This is a genomic window from Ruegeria sp. O6 (assembly GCF_056535045.1).
In genome coordinates, this window is record NZ_JBQERM010000001.1 from 333,213 (window position 1) to 345,722 (window position 12,510).

Annotated in this window: 13 protein-coding genes; 7 read left to right on the forward strand and 6 right to left on the reverse strand. The window is 56.1% G+C overall.

Annotated features, from left to right (window positions below):
- Positions 1-150: 150 nt before the first annotated feature.
- Positions 151-480 (reverse strand): hypothetical protein, encoded by a 330-nt coding sequence (locus tag ACR0DY_RS01630; protein WP_480480907.1) that lies wholly within the window; start codon positions 478-480, stop codon positions 151-153.
- Between the two features lie 561 nt (positions 481-1,041).
- Between ACR0DY_RS01630 and ACR0DY_RS01635 the strand changes: the two genes are divergently transcribed.
- On the forward strand, positions 1,042-1,395 hold the full coding sequence (locus ACR0DY_RS01635) for a hypothetical protein (RefSeq protein ID WP_480505160.1): 354 nt from the start codon (positions 1,042-1,044) through the stop codon (positions 1,393-1,395).
- 138 nt (positions 1,396-1,533) lie between these two features.
- Here the strand turns inward: ACR0DY_RS01635 and ACR0DY_RS01640 are convergent, their stop codons facing one another.
- The 3 genes from ACR0DY_RS01640 to ACR0DY_RS01650 form a co-directional block, all read right to left on the reverse strand.
- A complete protein-coding gene (locus ACR0DY_RS01640) occupies positions 1,534-2,364 on the reverse strand; it encodes an ABC transporter ATP-binding protein (RefSeq protein ID WP_267366696.1) in 831 nt (276 codons plus the stop codon).
- A gap of 8 nt (positions 2,365-2,372) precedes the next feature.
- Positions 2,373-3,161: an ABC transporter ATP-binding protein gene (locus ACR0DY_RS01645; RefSeq protein ID WP_209596275.1), complete on the reverse strand. Its 789-nt coding sequence runs from the start codon at positions 3,159-3,161 to the stop codon at positions 2,373-2,375.
- 106 nt (positions 3,162-3,267) lie between these two features.
- Positions 3,268-4,449 (reverse strand): ABC transporter substrate-binding protein, encoded by a 1,182-nt coding sequence (locus ACR0DY_RS01650; RefSeq protein WP_209503916.1) that lies wholly within the window; start codon positions 4,447-4,449, stop codon positions 3,268-3,270.
- Between the two features lie 154 nt (positions 4,450-4,603).
- Between ACR0DY_RS01650 and ACR0DY_RS01655 the strand changes: the two genes are divergently transcribed.
- A complete protein-coding gene (locus ACR0DY_RS01655) occupies positions 4,604-5,701 on the forward strand; it encodes a PQQ-dependent sugar dehydrogenase (RefSeq protein WP_480897713.1) in 1,098 nt (365 codons plus the stop codon).
- A gap of 2 nt (positions 5,702-5,703) precedes the next feature.
- Here the strand turns inward: ACR0DY_RS01655 and ACR0DY_RS01660 are convergent, their stop codons facing one another.
- Positions 5,704-6,708: a GlxA family transcriptional regulator gene (locus ACR0DY_RS01660; protein ID WP_480472786.1), complete on the reverse strand. Its 1,005-nt coding sequence runs from the start codon at positions 6,706-6,708 to the stop codon at positions 5,704-5,706.
- 169 nt (positions 6,709-6,877) lie between these two features.
- Between ACR0DY_RS01660 and ACR0DY_RS01665 the strand changes: the two genes are divergently transcribed.
- Complete coding sequence (locus ACR0DY_RS01665) at positions 6,878-8,248, forward strand: class II 3-deoxy-7-phosphoheptulonate synthase (RefSeq protein ID WP_480623016.1); 1,371 nt, start codon at positions 6,878-6,880, stop codon at positions 8,246-8,248.
- A 69-nt stretch (positions 8,249-8,317) separates the two neighbouring features.
- Here ACR0DY_RS01665 and ACR0DY_RS01670 read toward each other — a convergent pair whose 3' ends face one another.
- Positions 8,318-8,992 carry a PAS domain-containing protein gene (locus ACR0DY_RS01670; RefSeq protein ID WP_480545574.1) on the reverse strand — a complete coding sequence of 225 codons (675 nt, stop codon included), beginning with the start codon at positions 8,990-8,992 and terminating at the stop codon, positions 8,318-8,320.
- A 245-nt stretch (positions 8,993-9,237) separates the two neighbouring features.
- Between ACR0DY_RS01670 and ACR0DY_RS01675 the strand changes: the two genes are divergently transcribed.
- The 4 genes from ACR0DY_RS01675 to ACR0DY_RS01690 are packed head-to-tail and all read left to right on the forward strand — an operon-like array spanning position 9,238 to position 12,383.
- Positions 9,238-10,128, forward strand: a complete 891-nt coding sequence (locus tag ACR0DY_RS01675) for a YicC/YloC family endoribonuclease (protein WP_480545575.1) — start codon at positions 9,238-9,240, stop codon at positions 10,126-10,128.
- A 17-nt stretch (positions 10,129-10,145) separates the two neighbouring features.
- Positions 10,146-10,787: a guanylate kinase gene (gmk, locus tag ACR0DY_RS01680; protein WP_209503922.1), complete on the forward strand. Its 642-nt coding sequence runs from the start codon at positions 10,146-10,148 to the stop codon at positions 10,785-10,787.
- Complete coding sequence (locus ACR0DY_RS01685) at positions 10,784-11,308, forward strand: gamma carbonic anhydrase family protein (RefSeq protein ID WP_480480923.1); 525 nt, start codon at positions 10,784-10,786, stop codon at positions 11,306-11,308. The genes gmk and ACR0DY_RS01685 overlap by 4 nt, the downstream gene beginning before the upstream one ends.
- A gap of 28 nt (positions 11,309-11,336) precedes the next feature.
- On the forward strand, positions 11,337-12,383 hold the full coding sequence (locus tag ACR0DY_RS01690) for an ATP-binding protein (protein WP_480545576.1): 1,047 nt from the start codon (positions 11,337-11,339) through the stop codon (positions 12,381-12,383).
- The last annotated feature ends 127 nt before the right edge of the window (positions 12,384-12,510 follow it).

Here is a 12,510-nt window from a genome sequence, read left to right on the forward strand (position 1 = left end):
TATGGTTTTCAACGAATTGGGCGAACGTTTTTTGCCAGGGTAACGCGGAACCAGCAAGGCTTGTGAGTTTCCGAGAACCAAACGCGCAGGTGAAGCCGCGCGACTTTTGAGGTCAGCGTGGCCACCCGGCAGTTTTGCTTGGATGCAAAGTCACGCCTGAACGTCTTGGCATTTGCCGAAATCTTCGTCGGCATGGGGACCTTTGACAGACAGATCATAGGACATGTCGTCAAGTTGAACCACCAGCGTCATCACGTTCTGACCTTCGATATACATGAACGTCATGCTTCCCACGCCTTTGAGGATCACAGCATCGCCTGCGGCTATTGGGGTTTCAATGTTACCTTTGTCACCGTCCGCGGCACGGCTAAGGCGGATTTCGCTGCCGTCGCGGTCGGAGGTGCACAATAGGTGGCGTTCTTCGGCTACTGCCTGAGTGGCCGAAAATAGGGCAAGCGGCAAAGCGATCCAGAGTTTCATAGTCTGCGGGTCCTTGTCTTCGATTTTGCATTCGCCTTCGAACTGTCGAGCCATTGGTTCAGTAATATGGCCCGACCGGCGTGGATGGCCCGCCTAAAGCTCCATTATGTCACAAATTGAACTTAAGCGTGTTTTTTGCCCTTTGAATCACGCGTGAAAATAACCGATTTGGTCTCGTGAAAGAGCCATTAAAACAAATAAATAATAGTCATGTTTAACGTCCTCAAATTTAACGCACCATTATCCTGACATATTGAAAACACAATCAGACATGGGTTGAGCGATTCAGGTTCAAAGTGACCCGCGCCGGGCCGTTCTGTCTGCCAATCTAGGGCCCCAGATTGTTCTTGTCTCAAGCTGAGCGCACACCACCTCACCAGGCCTCAAGTTCCGGTGAAATAGCTGGTTCAGGTCTATGATACGAAAGGGTTTTTCCTAAATTCACTTCGTTGAGCTGCGGAAGATGTGATTGTCGAGCGCAGCCAGGACCGAAATATAAGGCTGATCTCGCGAGCGTAATAGCGCGCGAAGGCAGGCATAAGTAACAGAAGGAAGAAACTCATGAGATTTACCGCGCTGATCACGGCTGGCCTGTTGATGCCCACATTCGTACAAGCTGCAATCGACGACCCGCTGAATGGCGCGGATTTTGTCGTCAATTGCCTCTCCGACAAAAACGGGGGATCGGTGACTCTGGCGCGGTCGGGTGAGACGGACAAGGGGTTCATCGTGGCCGAAAACATCAAGGGCGAGGCGAAGATTATTCCCGGTCTGAACTCGCTCACCTTCCTGCATATCATGGATCAGGACGTGGTGACCTTTGTGGTGGATTTCGATAACCTGCACTATGACATGTCGGTCAAAGGTCCACATGCCGCGAATGACTCCGGATATTGTAGCAATCCGGCGGGGTGAGAATTAGGAAGGCGGTTGCACTTAGTTATGCAGTGATTTTCTACACTGTTTTCCTTGAAGCAACGTGTTTCTGCGAACCCACTGCTAGAATGAGGAGGACGGTGCGCACCAAATGGGAGTTTGTGCGCCGTCTCATCCTCAACCGCCCAAGAAACTCTTTCTCACTTCCGGATCAGCCAGCAATTCCTTGCCCGTACCGGTATAGGCGTTTCGCCCCTGAACCAGCACATATCCCTTATCGGCAATCTCCAGTGCCTGGCGGGCGTTTTGTTCAACCATCAGGATCGGCAGGCCGGTGCGTGCGACCTCGATGATGCGGTCAAAAAGCTCATCCATCACGATGGGTGAGACACCTGCGGTGGGCTCGTCCAGCATCAGGACCTTGGGTTGCGTCATCAGCGCGCGACCCACGGCAACCTGTTGGCGCTGACCGCCAGACAGTTCGCCGGCAGGTTGGTTGCGTTTGTCACGCAGAATTGGGAACAGATCATAGACCTGCTCCATCGTGTCCGAGAAATCGTCGTGACGGATAAAGGCACCCATTTCCAGATTTTCCTCGACAGTCATCGAGGTGAAAATGTTCGATGTCTGAGGAACAAAGCCCATACCGCGGATCACGCGATCTTGTGGGGTGAGGCTGGTGATATCCTCGCCGTCTAGACGTACAGAGCCGGCGCGCACATCCAGCATCCCAAACACGGCCTTCATCGCCGTTGACTTGCCCGCACCGTTGGGGCCGACGATAACGGCGATCTCACCCTTGTCCACGGCAATGGTGCAGTCATGCAGGATATCCGGGCCTTTGCCATAACCGCCGGTCATGGTGTCGCCGATCAGAAACGGGCCGCCTTCAACGCGATGAGTCGTCCCGCTTTTACGATGGGCAGGCGTCATTGTTCCGATACCTTGCGTGTTGGTAATCGATGCGTCCTTGTTGCCCTTGTCGTCCTGATAGGGGTTGTCGCTCATGCCAGCGGTCATGTCTGGGCCTCCAGCTTGTCTTTGTTTTTGAGGCCGGTGCCAAGATAGGCTTCGATCACGTGCTCGTTTGCCTTGATCTCATCCAGAGTACCCTCGGCCAAAACCTTACCCTCGGCCATGCAGATGACCGGGTCGCAGATCTTGCCGATGAAATCCATGTCGTGCTCGATGACAACAAACGTATAACCACGCTCTTTGTTCAGGCGCAGGATCGTATCAGCGATGGTCATCAGCAGGGTGCGGTTCACGCCTGCTCCGACCTCGTCCAGAAATACGATCTTGGCGTCCACCATCATGGTACGACCAAGTTCCAGCAGTTTCTTTTGACCGCCCGAAACCTGACCGGCCTTGTGATCGGCCAGATGTTCGATGGTCAAAAACTCCAGCACCTCGTCTGCCTTGGCTTTCAACGCGCGCTCTTCATCAGCGATGCGCTTGCGTCCGAACCAGGTATTCCACAGCGCCTCACCCGATTGCGCACCGGGCACCATCATCAGGTTTTCGCGGCAGGTCATCGACGAGAATTCATGCGCGATCTGGAACGTGCGCAGCAAACCTTTGTGAAACAGCTCATGCGGAGGCAGGCCAGTGATATCTTCACCATCCATAACCACCTTTCCGCTGGTCGGAGGCAAAACACCGGCGATCACGTTGAACAGAGTGGTTTTTCCGGCCCCGTTGGGCCCGATCAGGCCGGTGATCGACCCTTTTTGGATTTCCAGCGACGCCCCGTCCACCGCGTGAAACCCGCCGAAATGCTTATGCACGTCCTCGACGACGATCATGGTATCCCCTTGCCTTGTCCCCGTGAAACGAGGTGCAGCCTTTTGTCATTGAAACAGCCCGGACACAAGGCCCGGGCTGTCTGATTTTATAGCTTGATATGCGGGATCAACGGAAGTTGACGGTCTTGTTTTCGCCGTCGGTCACTTCGATCTCGCGGTACGACCCTGCGCTTTCGCCGGGGCCGATCAACTCGACACCGGACGCGCCGACATAGTCGATGTCCTGACCGGCGGCCAGCAGTTCCAGACCTTTGGCCAGTTCACCCGGATAGATCTTTTCACCCGGCGCATTGGCGACGTCCATAACTTTGCCCGCGTAATCTGCCGGGTTGGTCGAACCGGCGGCTTGCATGGCGAACATGAACAGCGCTGCCGCGTCATAGGATTCGGGCGAATAGGGCGACGACCCGTCAAACCCGGCTGCTTCAGCCAGTGCAAAGTACTTTTCTGCACCTTCACCACCCGACCCGGCGATCTGACCGAACGAGCCGTTCAGGTCGGGGCCGACATTTGCGGGCAGCGAGTCGCCAATCATGCCACCGGGCAGACCAAAGGTGTCAAACGCACCGCTGTCCAGCGACGACTGGATGATGCCCAGACCACCCTGGTCCAGATAACCCGCGACAACCAGAATGTCGCCACCGGCCGAGGCCAGCGCGCCAACTTCAGCCGAATAGTCGGCCTTGCCGTCTTCATGCGCCGTAACGATGGTCACTTCGCCGCCAACCGCTTCGAAGGACGTCTGGATCGCATCGGCCAGACCTTTGCCATAGTCGTTGTTGGTATAGGTCAGCGCGATCGAGTTGATGCCGCGATCCTTGAGGATATCAGCCATAACCTGACCTTCGCGTGCATCCGATGGCGCGGTGCGGAAGAACAGGCCGTTGTCCTCCATGGTCGACAGGCCGGGCGAGGTCGCCGACGGCGAGATCATGACCATGCCGTTTGGAATGGCAACGTTCTGCAGGATCGCGCCGGTTACACCCGAACAGTCGCCGCCGATGATGCCTGCAACGCCGTCAGCGATCATACGCTCGCCGTTCGAGGTGGACAGACCATTGTCTATACAGCCGGTATCAGCACGTACACCAGCCACGCTGGCACCGTTCATGAACTTGCCGGATTCGTTGACTTCGGCGATTGCCAGCTCGGCACCCGATCCCATGGCGGGGGCAAGCGATTCAATCGGGCCGGTAAAGCCGATCAAAATCCCCAGTTTGACATCTTCGGCCATGGCTGCGCCGGCCAGCAATGCAGTTGCTGCAGTTGCAGTAAGCAGCTTTTTCATATGGTTACTCCCAGTTGTGAACGTATTCGTTCTGGCGACGACCCTAGGCAAGCTGTTCGGAAAAGAAAAGTCCTAACGCAAACGTGTTTTTTTCGTTTGAAATTCTATCTGTTTTGTTTGGACTCACCCCTGATTGTCACCGAAAGGGACCAGAATGCTCAGAACGGCGATGATTCTCTCTTTCTCACTGTGCGCCTTGAGTGCCGCGGCCCAGACGCTGTCGGTTTCAGCCGGGATTGTCCAACTGGAAGAAATGGTTGGCGGGCTAGAGACCCCATGGGCGATTGGCATTTTACCCGATGAAAGCTTCCTCGTCACGGAACGGGATGGAAGGTTGCTGTATGTTCGAAATAGACAAGTGGAGGATGTTTCAGGCGTTCCAAAGGTCGCGACTTTGGGGCAAGGCGGATTGTTGGACGTCACGATCTCACGCGATTTCAATCAAAGCCGAGAGGTCTTTCTGACCTTCGCAAAACCGCAAGGCCACGGTGCAGGAACTGCTGTTGCGGTTGCGCGCCTTTCCGAGACTGGCAAAAACCTTCAGAACCTTCGAGTAATTTTCGAGGCATCGCCAGGTGGTAAAGGTGGTCGCCATTTTGGCAGCCGTGTGGTCGAAAAGCCGGACGGGACATTATTCGTGACCTTGGGCGAACGGGGACAGGCAGAGAATGCACAGGATCGGTCCAATCCCATGGGCTCGGTCATTCGCATCAATCGCGATGGGACAGTTCCGGCGGATAACCCCTTTGTCGGGCAATCGAATATCGAACCCGAAATATGGTCTTACGGCCATCGAAATCCGCAGGGCGCGGATTTGGACGCGCTTGGCCGACTTTGGATCTCGGAACACGGGGCGCGGGGTGGCGATGAAATCAACCAACCCCGTGCAGGGCGGAATTATGGTTGGCCGGTTATTTCATATGGCACGCATTATTCGGGTGAAAAAATCGGCGACGGTACAGCTAAAGAAGGGCTGGAACAGCCAGTTTACTACTGGGATCCTTCCATAGCGCCGTCCGGTCTGCTGGTTTTTTCCGGCAAGCTATGGCCGCAATGGAAGGGTGATATCTTCGTAGGGTCGTTGAAATTTGACCATATCGCACGGCTTCACGGTCAGCCGATGCACGAGGCCGAACAGATCAGAAGCCCTGAAACCGAGCGCGTCCGCGATATCGTCGAAGCGCCAGATGGGTCGATCTGGTTTATCTCGGTTGGGCGGGGGGCAGTTTACAGAATGGCTCCGGCGGAGTGACCTTACACCGATAGCCGCCCGCTCTGCGCTCCGCGTTCGCGATAGGGCGTGGTGTTGTAATGTGCGCGGTAGCATTTCGAGAAATGGCTGGGCGAGGCAAAGCCGCATGCCAGGGCTACGTTGATGACGCTCATATCCGTTTGCATCAGCAGGTTCCGCGCCTTGTGCAAGCGAAGTTCCATATAGTACCGCTTGGGCGAGCGGCTGAGATAGCGCCGGAACAGACGCTCAAGCTGGCGAGTCGACATACCGACTTCCTTGGCCAGAATCGAAGGAGAGATCGGCTCTTCGATGTTCTTTTCCATCATGAGAATGACCTGACTCAGCTTGGGGTGCCGGACCCCAATCCGCGTCGGTGTCGACAGACGTTGCGTATCCTGATCTGTCCGGATTGACGAATAAATCATCTGGTCCGCCACCGCATTTGCCAGGTCTTCGCCAAAATCGTCTGCAATCAACTTGAGCATCAGATCGATAGACGAGGTCCCCCCTGCCGTTGTCATACGACCGCCGTCAATTTGAAAGACAGCCTTCGTCAACTCGACCTCATCGAATTCTTCGATGAAACTGTCTGAGTTTTCCCAATGTATCGTCGCCCGCTTGTTGTCCAGTAACCCGGCCTTGGCCAGGGTATAAGCAGCCGTGCACAGACCGCCGATGCGCAATCCGCGCCGTGCCTCGCGTCGTAACCAGTTCAGAATGCGTTTGGTGGTGGCTGCCTGTACGTCAACGCCTCCGCAAATCAGAACGACATCGTCGCGCTGCAACTCCTCAAGATCACGGTCCAGCTTGAATTCGGTCCCGGCCGAACATGAAATCGAGTTTCCGCCTTCACCGGAAAGTGTCCATGTATAAAGCTGTTTGTCCGCCATGCGATTTGCGATGCGCAGACTGTCGAGCGCTGACGCAAAAGACAGCAGCGAAAAATTGTCCAACAGGACAAAAACGAAATGGCGGGGCGTGGCCCCAGCATTTTCGACCGTGACTGCTTGGCGTTGCACTTGCATGACAAAATGTCCTTAATTCTGCGCAGGAAAACCTGGTATCCCGCAGCGTATTTGGCAGTCACCATGATCAAAGCTTGTTTGCGGCGTCAAGAGGCGCAAATGGGATATGGTCACTCTTCATTGCTTTTTGTATAGAGGCGACCTGAACACTTCAGCGGAGATCAAAGCTATGACCGAATGGCAAAAATCGAACTGGCGCAACAAGCCCCGGGTTCAGATGCCAGACTATACCGACGCGGCCGCATTGGCCAAGGTCGAGGCCCAGCTTTCGCAGTATCCCCCGCTAGTCTTTGCCGGTGAGGCGCGGCGCCTCAAGCAACATCTTGGTGCCGCCGGTCGCGGCGAGGCCTTCCTTCTGCAAGGCGGGGATTGCGCTGAAAGCTTTGAACAATTCAGCGCCGATGCGATCCGTGACACCTTCAAGGTGATGCTGCAAATGGCGATGGTTCTTACCTATGGTGCCAAGGTGCCGGTGGTTAAAGTCGGTCGTATGGCCGGCCAATTTGCAAAGCCACGCAGCGCCCCGACCGAGGTTGTGGAAGGTGTCGAGCTGCCCAGCTACCGCGGTGACATCATCAACGAACTGGCGTTCACGCCCGAAGCGCGGATTCCGAATCCCGAAAAGATGTTGCAGGCCTACACGCAGGCGGCGGCCACGTTGAACCTGCTGCGTGCCTTCTCAACTGGTGGCTTCGCCGACATGAGCCGCGTCCATTCGTGGACTCTGGGCTTTACCGACGAACAGGATGTTCAGAAGTACTCTGAGGTGGCAGATCGCATTCAGGACACCATCGACTTCATGGAAGCGGCCGGTATCACGGCAGACACGACACACGAATTCTCGACTGTTGAATTCTACACCAGTCACGAAGGTCTGTTGCTGGAGTACGAAGAGGCGCTGACCCGTCTGGATTCGACCTCGGGCAACTGGCTGGCCGGGTCTGGTCACATGATCTGGATCGGCGACCGTACGCGACAGCCTGATGGTGCACATGTCGAGTTCTGTCGTGGCGTTCTGAACCCGATTGGGTTGAAATGTGGTCCGACGACGACGGCAGAAGACCTCAAGGTTCTCATGTCGAAGCTGAACCCTGAAAATGAAGAGGGCCGCCTGACTCTGATCGCGCGCTTTGGCGCGGGCAAGGCGGGTGAACACCTTCCGCGTCTGGTCAAGGCCGTGAAGGAAGAAGGCGCCAAGGTCACTTGGGTCTGCGACCCGATGCACGGCAACACCATCAAGTCGGCCACGGGCTACAAAACCCGTCCGTTCGATTCTGTCCTGCGTGAGGTACACGATTTCTTTGGCGTGCATCAGTCTGAGGGCACGATCCCCGGCGGTGTCCATTTCGAGATGACCGGTCTCGACGTTACCGAATGCACCGGTGGTGTGCGTGCTGTAACCGAAGAGGATCTGTCGGATCGCTACCACACCGCTTGCGACCCGCGCCTGAACGCGTCTCAGTCGCTGGAACTGGCGTTCCTTGTGGCGGAAGAACTGACCAACCTGCGCCGCAACGGGTCAAAACGCGCCGCAAGTTAAGCGTTCGAAAAGAAAGAAAAACAGCGGGCCATCGGTCCGCTGTTTTTTGTTCCGGGTGTTCAGACTGGTTCAGTCATCGCGCGACACGACCAGACGAAGGTGTTTGGCCGCGCGTTTGAAATCCGTTTGGTCTTCGGCAAAACCGTCAACGGTTTGAGGCACAGCAGGAACTGGTGCCTGAACTTCCGAAAACGATTTGATCCGCGTATCAGTAATCGAAAATCTGCGTGGGGTTTTACCAATCGCACCATCCGCAACCATGACGCCCAGAACCCGGCTGACGTCGCCCAGATCGCTTTTGAGCGGCAAAAGGATCATGCAGGCCTGCATCCGGGTACGTCCCAGTATCCCGCTCGAATCCAACCCCAGTTCGGCAACGGCGGGTGCTGCGAAAACCTGCTCCAGAACGTCCTTAAGACTGGCGCGGTCATCAGGTTGAAAAAAGGCCGTCACAGGCATGCCGCGAACCTCCATCCCCGCAAGCGCGTTCAAGTGGCTTCCGGCAAGGCGAAACCGGGCCAGGCCGGGCGCGATCCGTTCAAGAATGAAAGTATATTCAAGTATGTTTTCCAGTCCACGCGGGTCGACCTGAGACCGCATCGGAACACCGTCACCGCTCAGCAATGCAGTCCAATACGCCTCGGCCTGGCGGATCGGCGTAAGGCTGCGCCCACTGTCAAAGCGATCCATTGCGACGATCTTTCCAAAATCTGACCCGGAACCAGTCCCGAAAAAGGTTTTCATTTTCTTCACCCGAACGTCAATTGGCCGCCATTTTCATAAAATGCAACACAACCGGAGCATTTGTGGCCTGCAAGCCATTACCAGGGGTAGTTTGACTCGGGTTTATTCAATTTTGGAGTAATTCTTTAACGAATGGTTAACTTACGCCAAACAAATGCTGCCTCAGCAAACTCTTGCTCTGCACCGGCCAATCGCATTAGGTGCGGCACACATCCAAAAGGGTGAGGTCACAGGAAAGGACAGTCATGATCAGATCCATGACCGGGTTTGCCTCGGGGAAAGGGGAATACGGACCGCACAGCTGGACATGGGAGTTGCGCAGTGTCAACGGCAAAGGCCTTGATATGCGCTTGCGCGTCCCTGATTGGCTGACCGGGCTTGAGGTGGTCCTTAGGGCCACGCTGTCAAAATCCCTGAGCCGTGGGAATGTGACCCTGTCAATGCGTCTGACCCGCGAGGACTCTGCCTCGGAGCTGGCCTTGAACGAGGTCGCTATGGCCGCTGCCCTGAGCGCATTGGATCAAACACACAAGATGGCAGCTGCGCGCGGTATCGCTCTGGAACCGGCGCGGGCTTCGGACCTTTTGACACTGAAAGGCATGTTGGATGCAACCGCAGATGCGGATGATCCCGCGCCATTGGTGGCGCGCCTGACCGAAGATTTCAACGACCTGTTGGCCGCTTTTGTCGATATGCGCCGGGCCGAGGGCGAAGCGTTGGCCGCCGTGCTGTACACTCAGTTGGATCAGGTTGCGGCGCTGACAGCTCAGGCAGCTGATCTGGCCGTGCATCGTAAGGACAAGATGGCCGCGACACTGCGGGACAATCTGGCACACGTACTGGACAACGCGCAGGGCGCGGACCCGGATCGCGTCGCGCAGGAACTGGCTTTGATCGCGGTCAAAGCCGACATTACCGAAGAGATCGACCGCCTGTCTGCACATGTGGCCGCAGCAAGAGAGCTGCTTGTGCAGGACGGGGCTGTCGGACGCAAGCTTGATTTCCTGATGCAAGAGTTCAACCGCGAAACCAACACGCTATGTTCCAAGGCTCAGAGTACGGAGCTGACGGCTGTCGGGCTGGAACTGAAGGCGGTGATCGATCAGATGCGCGAACAAGTGCAAAACGTAGAATAAAGATGGGAACGACTGATATGGCGGATCGCCGAGGCCTTTTAATCATCCTGTCTTCCCCGTCCGGGGCAGGCAAATCCACCCTGGCAAAGCGGCTGATGGACTGGGACAAGGACCTTGAGTTTTCGGTTTCGGCCACAACCCGTGCCCCGCGTCCGGGGGAAGAAGATGGGCGGGACTACTATTTTCTTTCTGAAGACGAGTTCAAGCAGAAGGTCGCCGATGGCCAGATGCTGGAACATGCGCATGTCTTCGGTAACTTCTACGGCTCACCCGCTGATCCGGTTCGCAGTTCGATCCACGCAGGCAAGGACGTGCTGTTCGACGTGGACTGGCAAGGCGAGGTTCAGATCCGCAACTCGGATCTGGGTAAGCATGCGTTGTCGATCTTCATCCTGCCGCCTTCGATCCCCGAACTGCGCCGCCGTCTGGAATCACGTGGGCAAGATAGCGATGAAGTTATCGCAAGGCGGATGCTCAAAAGCTGGGACGAGATCAGCCACTGGGGCTATTACGATTATGTCCTGATCAATGACGATCTTGAGGCGACCGAGAAGAAGCTGAAGACCATCGTCAGCGCCGAACGGATGCGCCGTATTCAACAGCCAAATCTGCAACAGCACGTGCGCAAACTTCAAAACGAATTCGAGGGGCTGTCATGACGATCTACGCTTTAGGCGAGCACATGCCCGAAATTCACGAGGACACGTGGGTTGCGCCCGATGCCAACCTGATCGGCAAGGTTGTGCTGGAACAGGGCGCCTCGGTTTGGTTCGGCTGCACGATTCGCGCAGATCACGAGGAAATCCGCGTTGGTGCAGGTAGCAACGTTCAGGAAAACTGCGTCATGCACATCGACGCCGGGTATCCTTTGTCGATCGGTCCGAATTGCACCATCGGACACAAAGTGATGTTGCACGGGTGCACAATCGGAGAAAATACTCTGATCGGAATGGGCGCGATTGTTCTGAATGGTGCCCGGATCGGGCGGAATTGCCTGATCGGGGCAGGGGCCCTGATCACGGAAGGCAAGGAGATTCCGGATAATTCCCTTGTGATGGGGTCTCCGGGCAAAGTGGTGCGCCAGCTTGACGAGGCCGCAGCAAAACGGATTACCCTAAGCGCGCTGCATTATCAGGAAAACATGCGCAGGTTTCGGGACACTCTGAGACCTGTTCAATAAAGCGCGCGGATTGATCGGGGTTTGAAGCATGTCAGATGACCTTCTAGACGGATTTGTTCAGGCCATCCCAATGCCCGCGCTGATAGTGGATCAGACCGAACGGATCATTGCCGCCAATACGGATGCGAAAACCCTTCTGGGGCAGAATATCGAGGGGCGGCATTTCGCGACCATCCTGCGGCAGCCACAGGTTCTTGAAGCGATTGAGCAAAGCCTCCAGTCCAAAGGAAGCAAGGCAGCGCGTCATCTTTCCAATGATGGCGCGCAGGACACAACATTTGATGTGCAATGCCGGTATATGAACGGGGTCGGAGCTGTGTCGGGCGGGGCCGTTCTGACCACTTTTCAAGATGTCACGCATCTGGAGCAGGCAAGTCAGATGCGCCGCGACTTTGTTGCCAATGTCAGTCACGAGTTGCGGACGCCTTTGACGGCGCTGATGGGCTTCATTGAAACCTTGCGCGGCCCTGCACGTAACGATCCGGCTGCGCGTGACCGGTTCCTGCAAATCATGGCCGATGAAGCCAACAGGATGAACCGGCTGGTTGGCGATCTTTTGTCCCTGAACCGCGTGGAAAGCGAAGAAAGAGTTCGCCCAAATAAACAGCTGGAGCTGACAGGGCTGCTGCAATCCACCATGAACTCGTTGCGCCCCCTTGCGGAAGAGGCGGGCGTGACGCTGACGCTTGACGCACAGGACGGCCCGCTTTCCGTTACCGGAGACAGCGATCAGTTACGGCAGGTATTCACCAACCTGATCGAAAACGGAATAAAATACGGTGCCAGCGGTGGTAGCGTCACAGTCCGCGTTCTGTCATCAGAGCGTGACGCGGCGATGCGTGGGCCAGGGGTGCGGGTGAAGGTCATCGACAAGGGGCCAGGAATTGATTCCGTACACCTGCCACGCCTGACCGAGCGATTCTATCGCGCCGACAACCACAGGTCCCGCCAGTTGGGTGGAACGGGGCTGGGGCTGGCCATCGTCAAGCACATCGTCAATCGCCACCGCGGACGGTTGCGCGTGGAAAGTGAGTTGGGAAAAGGTTCCGTGTTTACGGTCATCTTACCACGGTAGCCCTTCCCGCATTACCACCCTACGAAATCTGCCTCGTTACGATTTTCTGACTCGAAATCTCAGGATATTCGAGAGTTGTCATAAAAGCGTTACACACTTGTCACAAAAGGCTTACGCACGACCCCTA

Coding starts and splice junctions, on each gene's coding strand:
- ACR0DY_RS01675 (WP_480545575.1), top strand. CDS start 9,238: ATGATCAGATCCATGACCGGGTTTGCCTCGGGGAAAGGGGAATACGGA.
- ACR0DY_RS01685 (WP_480480923.1), top strand. CDS start 10,784: ATGACGATCTACGCTTTAGGCGAGCACATGCCCGAAATTCACGAGGAC.
- ACR0DY_RS01670 (WP_480545574.1), bottom strand. CDS start 8,992: ATGAAAACCTTTTTCGGGACTGGTTCCGGGTCAGATTTTGGAAAGATC.
- ACR0DY_RS01690 (WP_480545576.1), top strand. CDS start 11,337: ATGTCAGATGACCTTCTAGACGGATTTGTTCAGGCCATCCCAATGCCC.
- ACR0DY_RS01635 (WP_480505160.1), top strand. CDS start 1,042: ATGAGATTTACCGCGCTGATCACGGCTGGCCTGTTGATGCCCACATTC.
- ACR0DY_RS01665 (WP_480623016.1), top strand. CDS start 6,878: ATGACCGAATGGCAAAAATCGAACTGGCGCAACAAGCCCCGGGTTCAG.
- ACR0DY_RS01630 (WP_480480907.1), bottom strand. CDS start 480: ATGAAACTCTGGATCGCTTTGCCGCTTGCCCTATTTTCGGCCACTCAG.
- ACR0DY_RS01655 (WP_480897713.1), top strand. CDS start 4,604: ATGCTCAGAACGGCGATGATTCTCTCTTTCTCACTGTGCGCCTTGAGT.
- ACR0DY_RS01650 (WP_209503916.1), bottom strand. CDS start 4,449: ATGAAAAAGCTGCTTACTGCAACTGCAGCAACTGCATTGCTGGCCGGC.
- ACR0DY_RS01645 (WP_209596275.1), bottom strand. CDS start 3,161: ATGATCGTCGTCGAGGACGTGCATAAGCATTTCGGCGGGTTTCACGCG.
- ACR0DY_RS01640 (WP_267366696.1), bottom strand. CDS start 2,364: ATGAGCGACAACCCCTATCAGGACGACAAGGGCAACAAGGACGCATCG.
- ACR0DY_RS01660 (WP_480472786.1), bottom strand. CDS start 6,708: ATGCAAGTGCAACGCCAAGCAGTCACGGTCGAAAATGCTGGGGCCACG.
- gmk (WP_209503922.1), top strand. CDS start 10,146: ATGGCGGATCGCCGAGGCCTTTTAATCATCCTGTCTTCCCCGTCCGGG.